At 66.5% G+C, this 19,521-nt stretch carries 18 protein-coding genes; 8 read left to right on the top strand and 10 right to left on the bottom strand.

What is annotated here, in order from left to right:
- Positions 1–21 precede the first annotated feature (21 nt).
- Positions 22–987 (top strand): methionyl-tRNA formyltransferase, encoded by a 966-nt coding sequence (gene fmt / locus M0208_RS01110; RefSeq protein ID WP_258889905.1) that lies wholly within the window; start codon positions 22–24, stop codon positions 985–987.
- Positions 984–1,727 (top strand): tRNA pseudouridine(38-40) synthase TruA, encoded by a 744-nt coding sequence (gene truA / locus M0208_RS01105; RefSeq protein ID WP_258889904.1) that lies wholly within the window; start codon positions 984–986, stop codon positions 1,725–1,727. The genes fmt and truA overlap by 4 nt, the downstream gene beginning before the upstream one ends.
- Here truA and M0208_RS01100 read toward each other — a convergent pair.
- The 10 genes from M0208_RS01100 to dapA all read right to left on the bottom strand — a co-directional run bounded on the left by M0208_RS01100 (position 1,702) and on the right by dapA (position 13,445).
- Positions 1,702–2,892, bottom strand: a complete 1,191-nt coding sequence (locus M0208_RS01100; RefSeq protein WP_258889903.1) for a class I SAM-dependent RNA methyltransferase — start codon at positions 2,890–2,892, stop codon at positions 1,702–1,704. The genes truA and M0208_RS01100 overlap by 26 nt on opposite strands.
- On the bottom strand, positions 2,883–4,265 hold the full coding sequence (locus tag M0208_RS01095; protein WP_258889902.1) for an NAD(P)H-hydrate dehydratase: 1,383 nt from the start codon (positions 4,263–4,265) through the stop codon (positions 2,883–2,885). Before M0208_RS01095 ends, M0208_RS01100 begins: the two co-directional genes overlap by 10 nt.
- Positions 4,262–4,660, bottom strand: a complete 399-nt coding sequence (locus M0208_RS01090; protein WP_258889901.1) for a hypothetical protein — start codon at positions 4,658–4,660, stop codon at positions 4,262–4,264. The genes M0208_RS01095 and M0208_RS01090 overlap by 4 nt, the downstream gene beginning before the upstream one ends.
- Positions 4,647–6,368, bottom strand: coding sequence for a dihydroxy-acid dehydratase (gene ilvD / locus M0208_RS01085; protein ID WP_258889900.1), 1,722 nt, complete (start codon positions 6,366–6,368; stop codon positions 4,647–4,649). Before ilvD ends, M0208_RS01090 begins: the two co-directional genes overlap by 14 nt.
- Positions 6,369–6,429: 61 nt before the next feature.
- On the bottom strand, positions 6,430–6,780 hold the full coding sequence (locus tag M0208_RS01080) for a response regulator (protein ID WP_258889899.1): 351 nt from the start codon (positions 6,778–6,780) through the stop codon (positions 6,430–6,432).
- A 49-nt stretch (positions 6,781–6,829) separates the two neighbouring features.
- Positions 6,830–9,229: a response regulator gene (locus M0208_RS01075; protein WP_258889898.1), complete on the bottom strand. Its 2,400-nt coding sequence runs from the start codon at positions 9,227–9,229 to the stop codon at positions 6,830–6,832.
- 63 nt (positions 9,230–9,292) lie between these two features.
- On the bottom strand, positions 9,293–11,380 hold the full coding sequence (locus tag M0208_RS01070) for a M13 family metallopeptidase (RefSeq protein WP_258889897.1): 2,088 nt from the start codon (positions 11,378–11,380) through the stop codon (positions 9,293–9,295).
- A 58-nt stretch (positions 11,381–11,438) separates the two neighbouring features.
- Positions 11,439–11,999, bottom strand: a complete 561-nt coding sequence (locus tag M0208_RS01065) for a DUF2062 domain-containing protein (RefSeq protein ID WP_258889896.1) — start codon at positions 11,997–11,999, stop codon at positions 11,439–11,441.
- On the bottom strand, positions 11,999–12,481 hold the full coding sequence (gene smpB, locus M0208_RS01060; RefSeq protein ID WP_258889895.1) for an SsrA-binding protein SmpB: 483 nt from the start codon (positions 12,479–12,481) through the stop codon (positions 11,999–12,001). Before smpB ends, M0208_RS01065 begins: the two co-directional genes overlap by 1 nt.
- Before the next feature lie 82 nt (positions 12,482–12,563).
- Positions 12,564–13,445, bottom strand: coding sequence for a 4-hydroxy-tetrahydrodipicolinate synthase (gene dapA, locus M0208_RS01055; protein ID WP_258889894.1), 882 nt, complete (start codon positions 13,443–13,445; stop codon positions 12,564–12,566).
- A gap of 76 nt (positions 13,446–13,521) precedes the next feature.
- Here dapA and M0208_RS01050 point away from each other — a divergent pair, with 76 nt between their 5' ends.
- The 6 genes from M0208_RS01050 (at position 13,522) to M0208_RS01025 (ending at position 19,521) form a co-directional block, all read left to right on the top strand.
- Positions 13,522–15,531, top strand: coding sequence for a lytic transglycosylase domain-containing protein (locus tag M0208_RS01050; RefSeq protein ID WP_258889893.1), 2,010 nt, complete (start codon positions 13,522–13,524; stop codon positions 15,529–15,531).
- Positions 15,531–16,016, top strand: a complete 486-nt coding sequence (greB, locus tag M0208_RS01045) for a transcription elongation factor GreB (protein WP_408988125.1) — start codon at positions 15,531–15,533, stop codon at positions 16,014–16,016. The genes M0208_RS01050 and greB overlap by 1 nt, the downstream gene beginning before the upstream one ends.
- Positions 16,013–16,777 (top strand): NYN domain-containing protein, encoded by a 765-nt coding sequence (locus tag M0208_RS01040; RefSeq protein ID WP_258889891.1) that lies wholly within the window; start codon positions 16,013–16,015, stop codon positions 16,775–16,777. Before greB ends, M0208_RS01040 begins: the two co-directional genes overlap by 4 nt.
- Positions 16,778–16,885: 108 nt before the next feature.
- The gene (locus M0208_RS01035; RefSeq protein ID WP_408988066.1) at positions 16,886–18,517 is read left to right on the top strand and encodes a M20/M25/M40 family metallo-hydrolase; all 1,632 of its coding nucleotides are present in this window, start codon (positions 16,886–16,888) and stop codon (positions 18,515–18,517) included.
- Positions 18,518–18,592: 75 nt separating this feature from the next.
- Positions 18,593–19,153 (top strand): Uma2 family endonuclease, encoded by a 561-nt coding sequence (locus tag M0208_RS01030; RefSeq protein ID WP_258889889.1) that lies wholly within the window; start codon positions 18,593–18,595, stop codon positions 19,151–19,153.
- Positions 19,045–19,521: a VOC family protein gene (locus M0208_RS01025; RefSeq protein WP_258889888.1), complete on the top strand. Its 477-nt coding sequence runs from the start codon at positions 19,045–19,047 to the stop codon at positions 19,519–19,521. Before M0208_RS01030 ends, M0208_RS01025 begins: the two co-directional genes overlap by 109 nt.

Raw genomic sequence — 19,521 nt, 5'->3', positions numbered from 1 at the left:
AGCGTGTCGAGAAAGCGCCTTATGCGGATCATCTTCATGGGAACCCCGACGTTTGCGGTGCCGGTGCTGGAGGCCTTAATCGACGCCGGGCACGAAATAGCCGCGGTTTACACGCAGCCGCCTCGACCCGCGGGACGTCGCGGTCGGATGCTCGTCGAGTCCGCCGTCCAGAATTTCGCCGACGTGAAGCGAATAAAGGTTCGTTCCCCGGCATCACTTCGAAATGCCGAACAGCAGCAGGCGTTCGATGCATTGAAAGCAGATGTCGCGGTGGTGGCAGCTTACGGTTTGATCCTGCCCCAGCCCATTCTGGACGCCCCGCGGTTGGGCTGCCTAAACGTCCACGCGTCCTTGCTGCCGCGTTGGCGCGGCGCGGCGCCGATCCAACGCGCGATCTTGTCTGGCGATTCGGAAACAGGCGTTTGCATCATGCAAATGGAGGCGGGTCTGGACACTGGTCCCGTGCGGCTTTGCAAATCCACCTGGATCGGCATCGATGACGCTGAGAAGATCACGGACCGCCTAAGCACGATCGGTGCAGAGCTGATGTGTACGGTGCTGGCGCGGCTCGATGCTTACCCGCCGCTTGCGCAGGACGAGAACTACGCGACGTACGCACCAAAAATCGAAAAGGCGGAAGCGCGACTGAACTTTCAGGAATCGGCCGTTTCACTTGCACGAAAGGTGCAGGCGTTCACCCGCAAACCAGGAGCTTTTTTCGAAATCGATGGTGAACGTATCAAGGTGTTCCGCGCGCGCGCTTTGAACAGGTGGCCGAATGATGTCAGGCTGCCGGGTGAAATTGTCGATCTGATCGACGCGGGAACAAATTGGGGCAAGCCATCGAAGCGCGACAGCGCCTTTGCGATCGCCTGCGGTGACGGATATCTTCTTCCCGAGTTGCTCCAACGGGCCGGCAAAGCTTTCATGCCACCGAATGACTTTCTCCAGGGTTTTCGGTCAGTATTGGGCAAGGTCGCCGAATGACGCGCTTCGCGTTGACGCTGGAGTATGACGGACGGCCGTTCATGGGGTGGCAGCGGCAGGATCACGGGCCGAGCGTGCAGCAGGCGCTGGAGGAGGCGGCGTTCGCGATGCTGGGGGAACGCGTCGCGGTCCATGCCGCGGGGCGGACCGATGCGGGCGTTCATGCGACGGGGATGCGCGCGCATCTCGATGTGGGGAAGCCGATCGAGGCGTTCCGGCTGATGGAGGCGCTGAATGCGCTGGTGCGCCCTGCCCCGGTGGCGGTGTTGGACTGTGTGGTCGTTGCGGATGACTGGCACGCGCGATTTTCGTGCGTTAGACGGCATTATCGCTATGACGTGGCAACACGCCGTGCGCCGCTGACGTTAGCGAAAGGGCTGGCGTGGCGCGTGCCGACGCCGCTCGACGTGGCGGCGATGCAGAACGGCGCGGCGCGGTTGGTGGGGCGGCATGACTTCACCACGTTCCGGTCGGCGCATTGCCAGGCCAACAGTGCGGTGCGGACGTTGGATCGGCTCGACGTGGTGGAGACGGCGGACGGACTGTCGGTGTTCGCGTCGGCGCGATCGTTCCTGCATCATCAGGTGCGGTCGATGGTCGGATGCCTGGCGTTAGTCGGTCAAAAGAAGTGGTCGCCCGACGATATGAGCGCGGCGCTGGAAGCGAAGGACCGCGCGGCGCTGGGGCTGAATGCGCCGCCCGACGGGCTCTACTTCATCGCGGCGGATTATCTTTCCTGAAGCACGCGGCGAGTTCGACGTGGGTCGACCATCGGAATTGCCCGACCGGCTGAATCCAGTCGAGCCGATAGCCGCCATCGCACAACGTCTTCGCATCGCGCGCGAAGCTGCTGGGATTGCAGGACACGTAGGCGATGGCCGGCGCGGTCGATTGCGCCAACGCGACCGCTTGCTCGCGCGCGCCTGCGCGTGGCGGGTCCAACACGATCGCGCCGAAACGATCTAGTTCCTTCGGCGTCAGCGGGCGGCGAAAGAGGTCGCGGTGTTCGGTGAAGATGCGGCGTCCGGCTAGGGCGGCCGCTGCCTTCAGCGTCAGGATCGCGTCGCGTGCGCCTTCGGCGGCATAGACCTTGCCCGGCAACGAAAGCGCGAAGGTGCCGAGGCCGGCGAAAAGGTCGGCGGTGGTTTCCGGCGTGCCGATCGCTTCCCGTACCGCCTCGACCAGCGCCGCCTCGCCCTCGCGCGTCGCTTGCAGGAACGCGCCGGGGGGCAGCGGGACGGCCACGCCGCCCAGCGTGATCGTGACGCCGTCGGGTTCCCAGCGCGTTTCGGGACCGTCACCGCGGTCGAAGCAGATGCGGGCGACGTTGTTGGCTTGCGCGAAGGCGGTGATCGCTTCCGCTGCGGCCAGACCATCGGGCGCGACGCCGTTCACCAGCAGGTCGACGCCCTGATCAGCGAGGGTGAGATGGAGGTCGACGCGGCGTTTAACCTTCAGCCGCTGGAGCAGGCGGCGCAGCGGCGCGATGAGCGCGAAGAGTTCGGGGGCGAGGACGTGGCATTCGGCCAGGTCGACGATCTGGTGGCTTTTCTCCGCGGTGAAACCGATCCGGCCCGACGGCTCGGCGTGGAGCGTCGCGCGACGGCGGGTGCGCGGCGGGGACAAGATCGGCGCGCGGATCATCGTCGTCAGGTCGTGCGCGGCGAGCGCGGCGGCGATGCGGTCGGTGATGAAGCCGCTCCACGCCGCGTCGTCGAGGTGCTGGAGCTGGCAGCCGCCGCATTCGGGGAAGTGGCGGCATGGCGGCGTCGCGTGATGCGGGCCGGAGGTGAGCGCGCCGTCGTCGGCGAGCAGGTCGCCGGGCGCGGCGAAGGCGGCGTGGCGGCCGTCGGCGGTGACCCCCTCCCCGCGCGCGGCGACGCGGACGATTTCGGTCAGAGACATGCAGCGATCGCCTTCGGGAGGTGTTGAATGAGGTCGTCGGCGGTGAAGGCGGGACCGGCGCGGCGCGCGGCCTCGGCGTGTAGCCAGACGCCGGTAGTGGCGGCGTCGAGCGGGGACGCGCTGGTCGCAAGGCGTGCGGCGATCAACCCGGCGAGGACGTCTCCGGTGCCCGCGGTCGATAGCCACGGTGACGCTTTGTGGGCGCTGCGGACCGGGCCGGAGGGATCGGCGATCACGGTGTCCGCGCCCTTGAAAACCACGATCGCGCCGGATCGTGCGGCGGCGGCGCGGGTGCGGTCGATCTTGCTCTCCTGCCCGGCCCCGAACAGCGCGTCGAACTCGCCCGCGTGGGGCGTGAGGATCGTGGGGGCGGATCGTTTCGGGAGTGTGTCGGGGTCGAGCAGATGGAGCGCGTCGCCGTCGATCACCAGCGGTCGCGTCGAGGCGAGCGCCGCGTCGAGCCGTTCGCGTGCGGTGTCGCCGCGACCGAGGCCGGGACCGATCAGCAATGCGCCGATTCGTCCGTCTTCCAGCAGTGCGGCGTCATAGCGGCGACGGACGATCGCGTGCGGGACGCGGTCGGTCGCGCTGCCGAGCAGCAGGACATAGCCCGCGCCCGAATTTGCGGCGGCGGAGGCGGCGAGTGCGGCCGCGCCGGGCATCGTTCCCGCGACGATCGCGACCATGCCACGGATGTATTTGTGCGCGTCGGGGGCTGGCTGCGTAAGGTGAGGCTTCGCCAGGACCGTCGCGGCGCTTTCGGTCGGGACGCCGATGTCTAGAACGCGAACCTCGCCCATGCGCGCGGCGGCGGGGTGCAGCAGGTGCGCGGGTTTCGTTGCGCCGAGTGCTAGGGTCAGGTCGAACGTCGGCACGTCCGATAGCAACGCACCGTCGTCGGTCGCGACGCCGCTCGGCAGGTCGACCGCGATCGCAATGCGCGCGGCGCCGCGCAGCCGGTGAAGCTGATCGGCCAGCGCAGCGTCCAGACCGCGCGACAGGCCGGTGCCGAACAGCGCGTCGACCAGGATCGGTGCCGGCCTCGCGTCGGCGATCGTTTCGATCGGGCCACTCCAGCCGCCACGCGCGTTTCTTGCAGCGTCAGTGCGCGGCTCGCCGGTGGCGGCGACGCGGACCGCGTGGCCCGCCGCCTGCAATATGCTGGCCGCGACATAGCCGTCGCCTCCGTTGTTGCCGGGGCCGCAGAGGACCAGCACTTCCGATCCCGCAGCAAGACGGCGGGCCGCTTCAGCGACCGCCTGCCCGGCGCGCGCCATCAGCGATCGCACGCTCGCCCCCTCGGCAATCGCGGCGTCCTCCGCCGCGCGCATTTCGGCGGCGGTCAGGATATACTGGCCATCGAGCGGGATCATGGCGCGGGCGCAGCGCCTTCGCGGACCGTGGCGGGAAGGCGGTAATGATCGTCGCCGACCGCGACCTCGATTTCGCCGTTATCGACGATCGTCACCTTCGCAGGCTCTGCGCCGTCAGCGGCGATTACGCCGCGGCCGTCGGTGGTGACCAGCAGGCGCCGGAATCCGCCGTCGTGGTGGCGTGCGGTCAGCAACAGGCCGCGCGCGGTTTCCTCGCGGTCGAGCGTGCAGGTGCGCGAAAATTCCGTCGCGCCCGCGACTGCACAGTTCAACGCGCCGTCGTCGGTCGCCGCCGCGCTCTGGTTCGCCTCGGCCTGCGCCAGCACCTGCGTATCGGTTTCCGCCTTTCCGCAGGCGGCGAGCAGGATCAGCGCGGCGAGACTAGATATCCGCATAGACATGGGTTTCGGCGGCGGCTCCGGGATGGGTGACCGCACCCTTGTACGCCGGGCCGACGTTGCGCGCATAGCGCCATAGCGCGCCCGAACCGTAATCAGTCGCCCGCGGCCGCCAATCGGCTTTGCGCGTCTCCAGCACCGCACCGTCGACCAGCAAGTCGATCGTCCCCGTCTCGGCGTCGATGCGGATCGTATCGCCGTCGACGATCAGCGCGATCGGGCCGCCTTCCGCCGCTTCCGGCCCGACATGACCGATGCAGAAGCCGCGCGTCGCGCCGGAAAAGCGCCCGTCGGTGATCAGCGCGACCTTTTCGCCCATCCCGAGGCCGTAGAGCGCCGCGGTGGTCGAGAGCATCTCGCGCATGCCGGGACCGCCCTTCGGCCCTTCGTAGCGGATGACGATCACTTCGCCCTCGACGATCGAGCGCGCCTCGACCGCAGCAAAGGCGTCTTCCTCGCAATCGAAACAGCGCGCCGGGCCTTCGAACACCAGATCATTCAGGCCGGCGACCTTCACGATCGCGCCATCGGGGGCGAGGTTGCCACGCAGGCCGACGACGCCGCCGGTCGGGGTGATCGGCGTGCGCGCGTCGTAGATGACCTTCTGATCAGGGTTCCACGTCACCTGCTCGATGTTTTCGCCCAGCGTCCTGCCGGTCGCGGTCAGGCAATCGCCGTGGAGCAGCCCCTCCGCCAGCAACGTCTTCATCAACATATAGACGCCGCCCGCGTCGTACATGTCCTTCGCTACATAATGCCCGCCGGGCTGAAGGTCGGCGAGATACGGCGTCGTCTTGAATATGTCGGCGACGTCGAACAGGTCGAATTCGATTCCCGCCTCATGCGCCATTGCCGGCAGATGCAGCGCGCCGTTGGTCGATCCTCCGGTCGCGGCAACGATTCGCGCGGCGTTTACGAAGGCGTCGCGGGTGCAGATGTCGCGCGGGCGGATGTTACGGGCGAGCAATTCCATCACCTGCGCGCCTGCCGACACCGCAATTTGTTCGCGCGTCGTGTAAGGAGCGGGCACCATGTTGCTGTTTGGAAGAGATAAACCAATCGCCTCACCGACGCACGCCATCGTGTTGGCGGTATATTGCCCGCCACACGCGCCGTGGCCCGGACAGGCGACGCGTTCGAGTTCGTGGACTTCGGACAGCGGGCACGCGCCCGCGGCATAGCGGCCGACGACCTCGAACACGTCCTTCACGGTGACGTCGCGGCCTTGAAAGCGGCCGGGCAGGATCGACCCGCCGTATACGAAGATGCTGGGGATGTTCAGCCGCAGCATCGCCATCATCATGCCGGGCAGCGATTTGTCGCAACCCGCAAAGCCGACCAGCGCGTCATAGCAATGGCCGCGGACGCTGAGTTCGACCGAATCGGCGATCACCTCGCGGCTGACGAGGCTCGCCTTCATCCCCTGATGGCCCATCGCGATTCCGTCGGTGACGGTGATCGTGTTGAAGCGGCGCGGCATTCCGCCGCCCTGCTCCACCCCGGCGCGCGCGGCGTCGGCCTGCGCATCGAGTGTGGTGTTGCACGGCGCGCTGTCGTTGCCTGCGCTGACCAGACCGACGAACGGCCGGGCGATCTCCTCTTCGGTAAGCCCCATAGCGTAATAATAACTGCGGTGCGGCGCGCGTTCTGGCCCGACCGAGACGTGACGGCTGGGCAGGCGGGATTTGTCGAAGCTGTTGGTCATGACGCGCGCGCTATGTCGCCAAACCCGGCCGCGACGCAAGAAAAGAACGCGCCATCAACTCTCAGGCGGCGAGTTGCTCCAGTGCCTTTCCAACCCCATCCATCGTGAATGGCTTTCCAAGGCGCGGGCGTTCGCGGTGCTGGTCGGCGATGCCTTCATCACCGCCGCCGGTCGCGAAGACGAACGGTATGTCGCGGGCGGCCAGCGCGTCGGCGATCGGCCAGCTCTTTTCACCGCCGCGCAAGTTTACGTCGAGAATCGCGCAGTCGATCCCGCCTTCCTCGATCAACGGGAGGGCGGTCGCGACGCTGTCGGCGGTCCCGACATGGGCGTGATCGAGGACGTCGAGGAAATCCTCCAACATCATCGCGATGAGCGGTTCGTCTTCGACGAGCAGGACACGCGTAGCCATTGGTTCCGCCATACCGCACCCGGTGCCGGACGCAAGAGCGGTGGGACGGTCAGGGCGCGTGCCCAAGCGCGTCGCGCGCCGCCTCTGCCAATTGCTGGACCGAAAACGGCTTCGGCAGGAAGGACACGTTGTCGAGGTCGATCGAGCGTCGCAACTGCTCCTCCGCATAGCCCGACATGAACAGGATCGGCAGGTCGGGATATCGTTCACGCACGCGGCGCGCCATTGTCGGGCCGTCCATCGCGGGCATGACGACATCGGACACCAGAAGGTCGGGGCGCGGATGTTCGGCCAGCAGATCGAGCGCCACTTCGCCGTTCTCGGCCGCCAATACGGTATAGCCCTGCCGCGTCAGCGCGCGTTCGGCGACGGCGCGGACCATGTCCTCGTCCTCGACCAGCAGCACGACGCCGGTGCCCCACAGATCCGCGGGTTTGGCCTTTGAAATGGGCTTGCGCGGCGGGGTTACCGCGCCCGCGGTATGGACCGGCAGGTAGATGGTGAAGGTCGCGCCCTGCCCCGGCTTCGAATCGGCGAAGATATAGCCGCCCGATTGCTTGACGATGCCGTACACGGTGGAGAGGCCCAGGCCTGTACCCTTGCCGACTTCCTTCGTGGTGAAGAACGGTTCGAAGATCTTGGGGATGATCTCGGGCGGGATGCCGGAGCCGGTGTCGGTGATCTCCAGCGCGGTATAGGCGCCGACCGGCATCAGGTCAGGCCCGCGGCGGCGGACCTCGGCGATCGGCACGCTTCGAGTATGGATCGTAAGGCGGCCGCCGCCGTGCGGATGCTTCGCCAGCATCGCGTCGCGCGCGTTGACCGCGAGGTTGACGACGACCTGTTCTAGCTGCCCCGGATCGGCCCGGATTGGCCCCAGATCGCGGCCGTGCGTGACGTCGAGCACGACCGTCTCGCCGAGCAGGCGTTTCAGCAGGTTCGACACCTCCGACACGACGTCGGGCAATTGCAGTACCTGGGGACGAAGCGTCTGCTGGCGCGAAAAGGCGAGCAACTGGCGCGTCAGACCGGCGGCGCGGTTCGAATTCGTCCTGATCTGCTGGATGTCGTCATAATCGCTGTCGCCGGGCGAATGGCGCATCAGCATCAGGTCGCAGTGGCCGATGATCGCGGTCAGGATGTTGTTGAAATCGTGCGCGACGCCGCCCGCCAGTTGCCCGACGGCCTGCATCTTCGTTGCCTGCGCGACCTCGCGTTTCAGGCGCGATTCCTCGGTGTTGTCTTTCAGGCTGAGGAGCACCGCCGCTTCGCCCAGCCCGCGTGCGCCCGCGATCGAGAGTGCGACGGGCTCGTCGGGATGATCGCGCAGCCGCACCGCCAGGTCGGCCGAATGCGCCGCGCCGCCCGCGAAACGCCGCACCGCATCGGCGACCGCGCCCTTGTCCTCGCGCACCACCAGGTCGCCGGGGTAGAGCGGCGGCGCGGCGAGATCGACGCCCGCGGCGCGCGCGAAGGCCTCGTTCATCTGTACGAACCGGCCTTCGCGATCGACCAGCGCCATGCCGAACGGCAGCAAGGCGACGAGCGTGCGGACATGGCTGGCCGCGTTCGCGCCACCGGCGGGGTCGACCTCGCTCTCTTCCTCATCCAGCAGCGCGACCAGGATCGGCGCGTCGTCCGCATCGGCGAAGGGTATCTGCAGCAGCCTTAGCGCGTTGCCGTCGAGTCCCTCGCGCTCGAAACGGACCAGGCCGCGGCTGTCCGAGATCAGGAAACGCGCGAAATCCTGACCCTCCATCGCCGCTTCCCCGCGGCCCATCGCGCGGGTGCGCAGAACGCGGTTCGCGGCGATCATCCGGCCGTCGGGGGTGATGAGCGCGGCCATGATCCCGGCGGCGGCGAGCCGGTCGCCGAGGCCGGTCCCGAGCGCGTCGGCCAGCGCCGAACTGCGGTCGGCGTGAACCGGCCGTTCGAATTGCCAGACGAGCATATCCTGCCGTTCGCCGACACGCGCGACGTTGATCGCGACCGCCCCGTCGGCGGTGTCGGCGCGTTCGACGCGTGCATCGCCGTCCTGCCATGCGGCGCGGCCCGCGGCGGCGAGCGCGGTGATGCCCGCCTCCCCGATCGGCAGCGATGGCGGGGTCGGAAAGCCGCCGAACAAGGTCTCGTAAGCGTCGTTGGCGCACACCAGCCGCCCGCCACGATCGGTGACGGCCAGCGCATCGTCGCTGGCCTCCGCAATAGCGCGTGCGACGCCCCAGTCGACCTCCGCGGTCTGGTCGATCGCGCGATTTGGGGACAGGCCGCGCCAAGCGACGATCAGGCTGCTTGCGACGATCGCTGCGCCGATGAAACCCGCGGCGATCAGCGCATCGTCGATCAGCCATAGCACGACGAGTGCGGCGACCAGCCCGCCGAGCAGCGCGACGGCGAGCGCGGATCGAGCGGTCAGGACGGGAAATCTAGGCATCGGACGCGTGGCCATTGTCGTCCGAATCCTTCGGCCCACGCCGTCATGCCGTCAAGCATGACGACGTGGGAGGTGCGGTCACCAGATGCGGATGCGCTGTTCGGGCGAGAGATACGTCGTCTGCCCGGTTTTCGCGCCGAACGCCGCATACCATGGATCGAGGTTGCGCACGGTCAGCGCGCGGTAGTGTCCGGGCGAATGCGGATCGCTCAGCAACTGCTGGCGGAGCGCCGGTTCGCGGAACTTCGTGCGCCACACCTGCGCCCAGCCTAGGTAGAAGCGCTGGTCGCCGGTGGTGCCGTCGATCACGGGAGCTTTCTTGCCGCCAAGCGACTTGTGATAGGCGTCGATCGCCACCGTCAGCCCGGCGAGGTCGGCGATGTTCTCGCCCAAGGTCAGGCCGCCCTGGATGTGCTGGCCCGGCAGCGGTTCGTAGGCGTCGTACTGTGCGACGAGCTTGTCGGTGAACACCTTGAAGCGCGCGACGTCCTGCGGCGTCCACCAGTCGGCAAGCTTGCCCGACGGATCGTATTTGCGGCCCTGATCGTCGAAGTGATGGCTGATCTCATGCCCGATCACCGCGCCGATGCCGCCGTAATTGACCGCCGGATCGGCCTTCGGATCGAAGAACGGCGGCTGCAGGATCGCGGCCGGGAAGACGATCTCGTTCATCGGCGGGTTGGCGTAGGCGTTGATCGTCATCGGCGTCATGAACCATTCGGTCCGGTCGATCGGCTGGCCGAGCTTGTTCAGGTCGCGCTGAAAATCGAACGCATTGGCCCGCGCGACATTGCCGACCAGATCGCCGCGCTGGATCTGCAGCGCCGAATAATCGCGCCATTTGGTCGGGTAGCCGATCTTGGGCGTGAAGGCGGCGAGCTTGGCCAGCGCCTTGGTCTTCGTCTCGGGGGCCATCCATTCGAGCTTGCGCAGACGGTCGCCCATCGCGGCGATGACGTTCTTCACCAGATCGTCGGCTGCCGCCTTGGATTCGGGCGGGAAGTATTTCGCGACATAGGCCTGCCCGACGTCCTCGCCGAGCGATTCGCCGACAAGGTTCACGCCGCGCTTCCACCGCGCCTGCTGTTCGGGCGTGCCCGACAGGGTCGTGCCGTAGAAAGCGAAGGTCGCCTTGTCGAAATCGGAGGACAGATAGGGCGAATACGTCCGCAACGTGCGGAGCATCAAGTGATCCTTCAGCACCGGCAGCGGCGTCGCGGCGAACACCTTCGCCTCGCCCGCAAACGCGGTCGGCTGCGCGACGAGGAAGGCGGCTTGGCTGGCGACGCCGAGTTCGGTGGCGAACGGCTGCCACGGAAAGCCGGGGGCCTGCTGCGCCAGCTGTGCGAGCGTCAGCTTGTTGTAGGTCTTCTCCGCCTCGCGGCTTTCGATCCGGGTCCAGTGCGCGGTGGCGAGCTGGGTCTCCATCGCGACGACGGCAGCGGCGCGCGCGACGGCGTTCGGTTCGCCCGCCAGCGTCAGCATCTGCGCAAGATACGCCTGATAGGCGGTGCGGATCGCCGCGAGCTTCGCGTCGTCCTTCAGGTAATAATCGCGGTCGGGCAGGCCGATGCCGCCCTGATACATGCTGACGATGTAGTTTTCGGGGGCCTTGTCATCCTGACCCACGCCGACGCCGAAGAAGCCGCGTACGCCCTGGCGCTGCAGCTTCGCCATTTCGGTCGCGAGCGCGTCCTTGGTCGCGGCTCCTTTGATGGCGGTCAGCCACGGCTTGATCGGGGCCGCACCCTTCGCGTTCACCGCGGCTTCGTCGATGAAGCTGGCGTAGAAATCGCCCGATTTGCTGCCGGGCTGCTTCGTGCTTTCCTCGAGGATGCCGCGGGTGCGTTCGAGCGACAGATCCTGCAGGACGTGAAACATGCCGTAGCTGGCACGGTCGGCGGGAATCTGGGTGTTCTTTTCCCACGTACCGCTGGCGTAGTTGTAGAAATCGTCGCCGGGTGCGACCGCCGTGTCGCGGCCCGCCATGTCGAAGCCGAAATCGCCAATCTGCGGTCCGTCGGTCCTGGCGGGCTTGACCGGGCCGGTCGCGGCCTTCGCCACCGTTTTGGTCTGTTCCGCTTTTTCAGGCGCAGTCTGGGCGATGGCGATCGAGCCAGCAGCGGCGGACGCGAATAGAGCGGCGACGACGAACGAAGAACGCATAGGGCAACCCTCTTGTCTTATCAGGATGCGCTGCGTTTTACTCCGATAACACGCCCCGTCAATTGTGGTGACGAATGTGACGGCTTTTCCATTTGCGCGCGATCCACAGCCGCCAGCCGAGCGACGTGAGCGCATAGCCGCCGACGGTCAGCACCGCCGTCACGATCAGCAATCCGACCGCAATCGCAGGCGCGGCGTCGGACATCAGCCATTGCATCCAGTCGGACTGCGCCGCCTGCCTGAGCGGATCGCCCGGCAGCGCCTCATCCAGATGCAGTGTCCATTTCCCGACCCAATAAGCGAACGCCCAGATGAACGGCGTCGTGAAGGGATTAGTGATGAAGGTGGTGAGCGCCGCGGTCGGCACGTTGGCGCGGAACGGCAGCGCCAGCACTGCGGACAGCGGGATCTGTGCGACTGGAAACAGGATGCCCGTGACCATGCCCAGCGCCACGCCGCGCGGGACCGACCGGCGCGTGAAACGCCACAATTCGGGCGCGAGCACGCGATGCGCAACCGGCCGCAGCAAGCGATTCTTCTCCAGCGATTCGCGCGTCGGCAGGTTGCGGTGGCACCACGCCGCAAAGCGTTGCCACCACGGCATTGCCCTGCTCGCCATCAGCCGCGGTCGCGCATGATGCGGGCCGCGTCACGCTTCCACTCGCGTTCCTTGATATGCTCGCGCTTGTCGTGCGCCTTCCTGCCCTTCGCCAACGCAAGCTCCACCTTCGCGCGCCCGCGCGAATTGAAATATACCGACAGCGGGACCAGCGTCATGCCGTCACGCGCCACCGCGCCATGCAGCTTGTTTATCTCGCGCTCATGAAGCAGCAGTTTACGCGGGCGCTTGGGTTCATGGTTGAAACGGTTGCCGTGGCTGAATTCGGGCACGTTGGCGTTGACCAGCCAGACCTGCTCGCCCCGCACCTCGGCATAGCTCTCCGCGATCGATCCCTGGCCAAAGCGCAACGACTTAACCTCGGTGCCGGTCAGCGCAATCCCGGCCTCGAACACGCTCTCGATCGCATATTCGAACCGCGCCTTGCGGTTCTCGGCGACGATCTTGGTCTTTTCGAAGGTTGCGGGTTTGGGACGGGCCATGGGACGCGCGATGTGGCGCTTTGGCGGGCGCGCGGCAATAGCGGGCGGTGACTATTGCGGCGACCGGACCTTGCCGGTGGGTTCAGAGGTCGGCCGCAGTCAGCCCCGCATCGATCGCTTTGCGGCTTGCTTCGCCCGGCCATGTCATCGGCAGGCGCAAACCCTGCGGAAAGCCGGGGCGGACCTTGGTCATCGCGTATTTGACCGGGCCGGGCGAGGCGTCGGTGAAAAGTGACGCGTGGAGCGCGAAAAGGCGATCGTGGATCGCGCGCGCGGCCGCAAAGTCGTTCGCGGCGCACGCAGTCTGGAAATCGGCGCACAGGCGCGGGGCGACGTTGGCGGTGACCGAGATGCACCCGGTGCCGCCGACCGCGTTGAAGGCGAGCGCGAGGTCGTCGTTGCCGGATATCTGCGCAAAATCGTCACCCAGCGCGGCGCGGTGGTCGGATACGCGCGTCAGGACGCCGGACGCGTCCTTCACCCCGACGAAAACCTTCGGGAACGCCTGAACGATGCGGATCAGGGTGGCGGGCTGGATGTCGGTGACGGTGCGGCCCGGAACATTGTAGAGGACGATCGGCAGCGGGGCGTCGACGGCAAGCGCGGCGAAATGCTGGTAGATGCCGTCCTGCGACGGGCGGTTGTAATAAGGCGGGACCATCAGCGCGGCGTCGGCCCCCGCCTCATGCGCGGCGATCAGGTTTTCGGCTGCGACGCGCGTGTCGTTCGACCCTGCGCCAGCGATCACGGGCACGCGGCCCTTCGCCTGATCGACGCAGATGCGGACGACCGCGAAATGCTCTTCCTTGCTGAGCGTCGCGGCCTCGCCCGTCGTGCCGCACGCGACCAGCGCCGACGATCCTTCGGCGATCTGCCAGTCGATCAGGTCGCGATAGGCCGATTCGACGAACGCGCCGCCGTCGTCGAACGGCGTGACCAGCGCCGGGATTGATCCGGAAAACATGGGATTGCGCTCCTGCTTCGCGCCAAGAATGATCTTCGTTCAGGACAGATACGGGTAGCGGCGTTACTCTGTCCACATGGTGACCGCGTTGAAGGCAGGCAGTGTGATTGGATTGATGATCGGAATGGGCGCGGCGTTGCTCGTCGCGCAGGACCAGGACGGCTATCGTCCGCAACCGGCGGCGGCCCCTGCCCCCCCCTACCAACCCCAAACTCAGGCGAGTGCGGCGGGCATGGCGCAGGCGCTGGCGCAGTGGCGCGCGTTGCAGCAGACCGATTCGCTGCCGTTCGACAGCTATGCCGGGTTCCTGATGGCGCATCCGGGCTGGCCGAATCAGGCCGCCAATCGCCGCGCGGCGGAAAAGCAGGCGGGCAGCGGCTACGCCGCGCCGGGCAATGTCATCGCCTATTTCCGGCGTTTCGCTCCGCAGACGGGCGCAGGTGGCGTCGCTTATGCCAAGGCGCTGGCGGCGAGTGGGCAGACGTCCGCGGCTTACGGCGCGGCGCGCGATGCGTGGCGGCGCGGGGCGCTGGCGCCTGCGGATGAAGCGACGATCCTGTCGCAATTCGCGGGCGCGCTGCGGCCCGAGGATCACGACGCGCGGATGGACGCGCTGCTGTGGGCGGGATCGACCAGCCTCGCGCAGCGCCAGATCGCTTATGTCAGCCCGTCGCAGCGCGAGCTGTTCGCGGCGCGGCTGGCGTTTCGCAGCAATGCGCCGGACGCATCCGCATACATGGCGCGGATGGACGCGATCGGGAACCGCGACGCGGGCTATGTCGCGGACAAGGCGACGTGGCTGCGGAACAACAACGCCTCACCCAGCGCGCGGTCATGGCTCGCGCGGACGCGCCCAGCGGGGATGAACCGGCCGGGCAGTGTCGAGAAGTTCTACGAGGTGCTGCTGACGGGCGCGCGCGGCGCGGCGGCGGACAATCAGTGGCAGGTCGCCTACGACATCGCGCGGCAGGTCGACGACGCCTATCCGTATGGCACCGACGTGTCGAAGAAGCCGTATGGCGAGCGCGACGATTATACGAGCCTTGTCTGGTTGGCGGGACAGACCGCGATGATGCGGATCGGGCGACCCGCCGATGCGATGACGATGTTCGACCGTTACGGCCGCGGGAGCCAGGCGCCGCAGACGCGGGCGAAGGGCTTCTATTGGGCGGGGCGCGCGGCCGAAGCGGCAGGGCGGAGCGAGGAGGCGACCGCGTTCTTCACGCGCGCGGCGGGGTATCGCGAGCAATTCTATGGCCAGTTGTCGATCGAGCATATGCGGCGGCCGCTGGTCGCCCCTGCCCCGATCACGCCGCGCGCGGTCGATCCGGCGACGCGTTCGGCTTTCTACGCCCGCGAAACGGTACGCGCGGCGCAATTCCTCGGCACGATCGGCCAGTGGCAGGACCAGACCGCATTCGTACGGCAGATCGCGGCGGATGCGACCAGCGACGCCGATCACGTGCTTGCGAACGAATTTGCGCGCGCGATCGACCGCCCCGATCTGTCGGTGATGGTTGGACGCAGCGCGATGCAGAACGGCTTTACCGATTACAGCCTGGCGGGATTTCCGACCGTTGCGGTGCCGTCGGGGCATGACAGCAACTGGACGATGATCCATGCGATCACGCGGCAGGAAAGCCAGTTCGATCGCGCCGCGGTGTCGTCCGCCGGTGCGCGCGGTTTGATGCAGCTGATGCCGGGGACGGCGCGCGAGCAGGCGGGGAAGATCGGGCTGTCGTACAATCCCTCGTCGCTGACCACCGACACGAGCTACAACGTGCAGCTTGGCTCGAGCTATTTCCAGCGCATCTATGCCGGGTACGGCAATTATCCACTGGCGATCGCGGCGTATAACGCCGGGCCGGGCAACGTGAACAAATGGCTCCGCCTGAACGGCGATCCGCGCACCGGCGCGGTCGACATGGTCGACTGGATCGAGGCGATTCCGTATCAGGAAACGAAGAATTACGTCCAGCGCGTGATCGAGAATGCGGTGGTGTACGACCTGATGAACCCGCAGCGCGCGAAGAGCCGCGGGCCGTCGAATTTGAGCTGGTATCTGGGGCGGAACCGGGTGGGGTGATCGAGCGTCCGAACTACATCACCCCCGCCGGCTATGCGACGCTGCGGCGCGAGTATGAGCAATTGTTCGGTACCGAACGCCCCGCCCTCGTTGAGACGATCTCCTGGGCGGCGGGGAATGGTGATCGATCCGAGAACGGCGACTACATCTACGGCCGAAAGCGGCTGCGGGAGATCGACCGGCGGCTGGGGTGGCTGTCGCGACGGATGAAGGCGGCGAAGGTCGTCGACCCTGCGGCTGCGGCCGACCGGAGCCGCGTGTTCTTCGGCGCGACGGTCGAGATTGCGGACGAGGACGACGCACGGCGCACGCTTACACTGGTCGGTGATGACGAGGCCGATGCGGGCGCGGGGCGGGTCGGATGGAACTCCCCGATTGCGCGTGCGCTGCGCGGTAGTACGATCGGCGACGTGCGGCGGGTTGCGCTTCCGGCCGGGGAGCGCGAGTACGAAGTGATGAGCATCACCTATCCGGAGCCGCAATGACCGACGACCCGAACCGCAACGTCGCGCTGCTGATCGATGCCGACAATGCGTCATGGCATCTGATCGATCCGGTGCTGACCGTGCTGGCCGAGCTTGGCGCGGTCAACGTACGGCGCGTGTACGGCAATTGGTCCAAGGCCGCGCTCAAGGGCTGGGAGAAGATGAGCCTGAAACACGGGATCGAACCGCAGCAGCAGTTCGACCTGACCAAGGGCAAGAACGCGACGGACATGAAGATGACGATCGACGCGATGGACCTGCTGTACCGCGGGCGCGTGCAGGCGTTCGGGATCATGTCGTCGGACAGCGATTTCATGCCGCTGGCGATGCGCATCCGGCAGGATGGATATGAAGTGTACGGTTTTGGCAGTGCGAAGACGCCCGAGGCGTTCAAGCAGGCGTGTTCGCGCTTCATCGACGTCGACAAATTGAAGACCGAGCCTTTGCCGGTGCCGGTCGCGGTTGCATCGCCCGCCGCGGCGGCGGCCCCGGTCGCAGCGCCCGCGACCAACGGCGATGCGAAGAAGGCGGGGCTCGACCCCGAGCTCGTGAAGCTGCTGATCGACGCCTATGATGCGGTGAAGCGCGACGAGCGTGGTTACGTCAGTCTGTCGGCGATGGGGCAGCTGGCGGCCAATCGTTCCAGCTTCGACGTGCGCAACTACGGCTTCAACCGGTTGTCCGACCTGATCCAGGCGGTGCCGAATTTCGCGACCGAACGGCGTGAGGATGGCCGGCTGTTCGTGAAGCGGCTGCGTTAGTCCCAAATCCCGTTCGCCCTGAGCGAAGTCGAAGGGCATTACGCGGGGCCATGTGCTTCGACTTCGCTCAGCACGAACGGATGTTGAGGCGACAAAAAAGGATAGATGATGCGTTACGCCCTCGCCCTGCTCGCCACCGTCGCCGCAGTTCCTGCCCTCGCGCAGACCGATCCGCAGCGGTTGTCCGATGCGGTGAAGATCCTCGCCTCCGACGACTTCGGCGGCCGCGCACCGGGGACGCCGGGGGAGAAGAAGACGGTCGACTGGCTGATCGCGCAGTTCAAGGCGATGGGCGTCGAACCGGGCGGCGAGAACGGATCTTGGACGCAGGCCGTACCGCTGATCCGCACGCAGATCACCGGCGGCACGCTCGGCGTGACGGGGCCGAAGGGCCGCACGCCGCTGACGCAGGGCAAGGACGTTTCGATGACCACCGTTCGCGGCGACGCGCGCGTGTCCGTGAAGGACGCGCCGATGGTGTTCGTCGGCTACGGCGTGCATGCGCCCGAGGCGAAATGGGATGATTTCAAGGGTCAGGATCTGAAGGGCAAAGTCGCGGTTTTCCTGGTTAACGATCCCGATTTCGAGAGCGTAGCGGGCGACGATGCGAAGGGCCGGTTCGGCGACCGACGGATGACCTATTACGGGCGCTGGACGTACAAATATGAGGAGGCTGCGCGGCGCGGGGCGGCTGCGGCGCTGATCGTCCACGATACCGGCGGCGCGGGCTATCCGTGGTCGACCGCGAACGCTTCGAACGGCGAGAATTACGACATCGTGCGCGGGAAGGACGATCCGCGCGTGCCGCTGCTGGGTTGGCTGGAGCATGAGGCCGCGGACCGGATGTTCGCCTCCGCGGGGCTCGACCTGAACGCGCTGCGGGTGAAGGCGCGATCGGCGGCGTTCAAGCCGGTCGACATGAAATTGCGTTTCTCGGCCGACATGCCGGTGAAGGTCGAGCGGATCGAGAGCGCCAACGTGATCGCCAAGATTCCCGGTGTGAAACGCCCTGACGAGAGCGTGATGTTCGGGGCGCACTGGGATGCCTACGGCGAAGGTCCGGCGGATGCGAGCGGCAAGACGCTGCGGCCGGGCGCGAACGACGATGCGCTGGGCGTGGCGGGCGTGCTGGAACTGGCGCGGCAGTTCAAGGCGGGGCCTGCGCCCGACCGGACTTTGGTGTTCGCGCTGTGGACTGGCGAGGAGCGCGGTCTGCTCGGCTCGGAGCACTACGCCACCCACCCGCTCTATCCGCTGGCGAAGACCGCGGCGAATTTGACGCTCGACATCCTGCAGACCGCTGGGCCGGCGAACGACGTCGTGCTGGTCGGCGCGGGCAATTCATCGCTCGATGCCTTGCTGGGCGACGCCGCCAAGGCGCAGGGCCGCACGATCACGCCCGAGACGTTCAGCGAGCGCGGCCTGTTCTATCGCGCAGACCATTTCTCGGTCGTACGAAAGGGCGTGCCGTCGCTGCTGCTGATGGCGCTGGGCGGCGCGCCCGATCTGAAGGCGGGCGGCAAGGCGGCGGGGCAGAAGTGGCTCGACGGCTATATGGCCTGTTACCACAAGACCTGCGACACGTGGTCGCCCTCATGGGATTTCCGCGGTGCAGCGGCGGAAGTCGACCTGTTCCACGCGATGGGCCTGCGGCTCGCGAAAACCGGCGTATGGCCGACGTGGAGCGCCGGGTCGGAATTCACCACGATCCGTGACAGGAGCGCGGCGGAGCGGAAATAGTAGAGACATATAGCGGCTCGGTCTGCAATCTGGGTGCAAGTTGGCGCAAACCCGTCTTCATGATAGCATACTGCCATGACGATTCAGGACCGTCTTCCACCGGGCAGGTACAAGCTAAGGGTCGAAGACTATCTTCTTCTCGATGAGGCCGGAGCATTCGGCGATGCCCGAACCGAGCTGATCGACGGAGAAATCGTTATCATGAACGCTGAGTATCGCCCTCATGCTTGGATCAAGGGCGAACTCTCCTATCGCCTTCGGCGTATGCTTGAGCAGTTAGGAAGCGATCTCCATGCGATGGATGGCAGCGTCGATCTGTCCGATCATGATATGCCGCTGCCCGACATCGTCCTCACCGATGAGCCTCGTGGAAGCGGCGCGATCCCGCTGACTTCCGTAGCGCTCATTGTAGAAGTTTCATCAACCACGCTGCGCAACGACCTTGGCCGGAAGGGTGAGGCCTATGCGGGCGCGGGGATCGCGGAATACTGGGTGGCCGACGTCAATGCTCGCGTGATTCATCAGATGTGGGAGCCGATAGACGACGCCTATACGAAAAGTCGCGTTGTCGCGTTTGGCGAGGTGTTGCAGGCGACTACGATCGACGGGCTGGCGATCGACACGGGCGCGCTTTGATCGATCATTTGACATTCGGCGTTTCGAACATCGCGCGATCCTGCGACTTCTACGACGCTACGTTCGAACCGTTGGGAATCCGCCGTCTGATGCGGTTTCGCGAAGCGGCCGAAGTCGCGGGTTACGGTGACGATCGTCCCTGGTTCTGGATCGCGGAACAGGATGCGACGCGCGGCAAGCTCCATATCGCGATTCGCGCAGACAGCCGGGCGCAGGTCGACGCGTTCCACACCGCGGCGCTGGCGACTGGCGGGCGCGACCATGGCGCGCCCGGCCTGCGACCTGATTATCACCCGGATTATTACGGCGCGTTCGTGCTCGATCCTGACGGGCACAATATCGAGGCGGTTTGCCACCGCCCCGAATAG

Origin of the sequence: Sphingomonas sp. SUN019, from assembly GCF_024758705.1 — a bacterium.
Taxonomy (GTDB): domain Bacteria; phylum Pseudomonadota; class Alphaproteobacteria; order Sphingomonadales; family Sphingomonadaceae; genus Sphingomonas.
The sequence above is the reverse complement of the archived record's forward strand: the minus strand, read 5'-3'. Positions and strand labels throughout refer to the sequence as shown.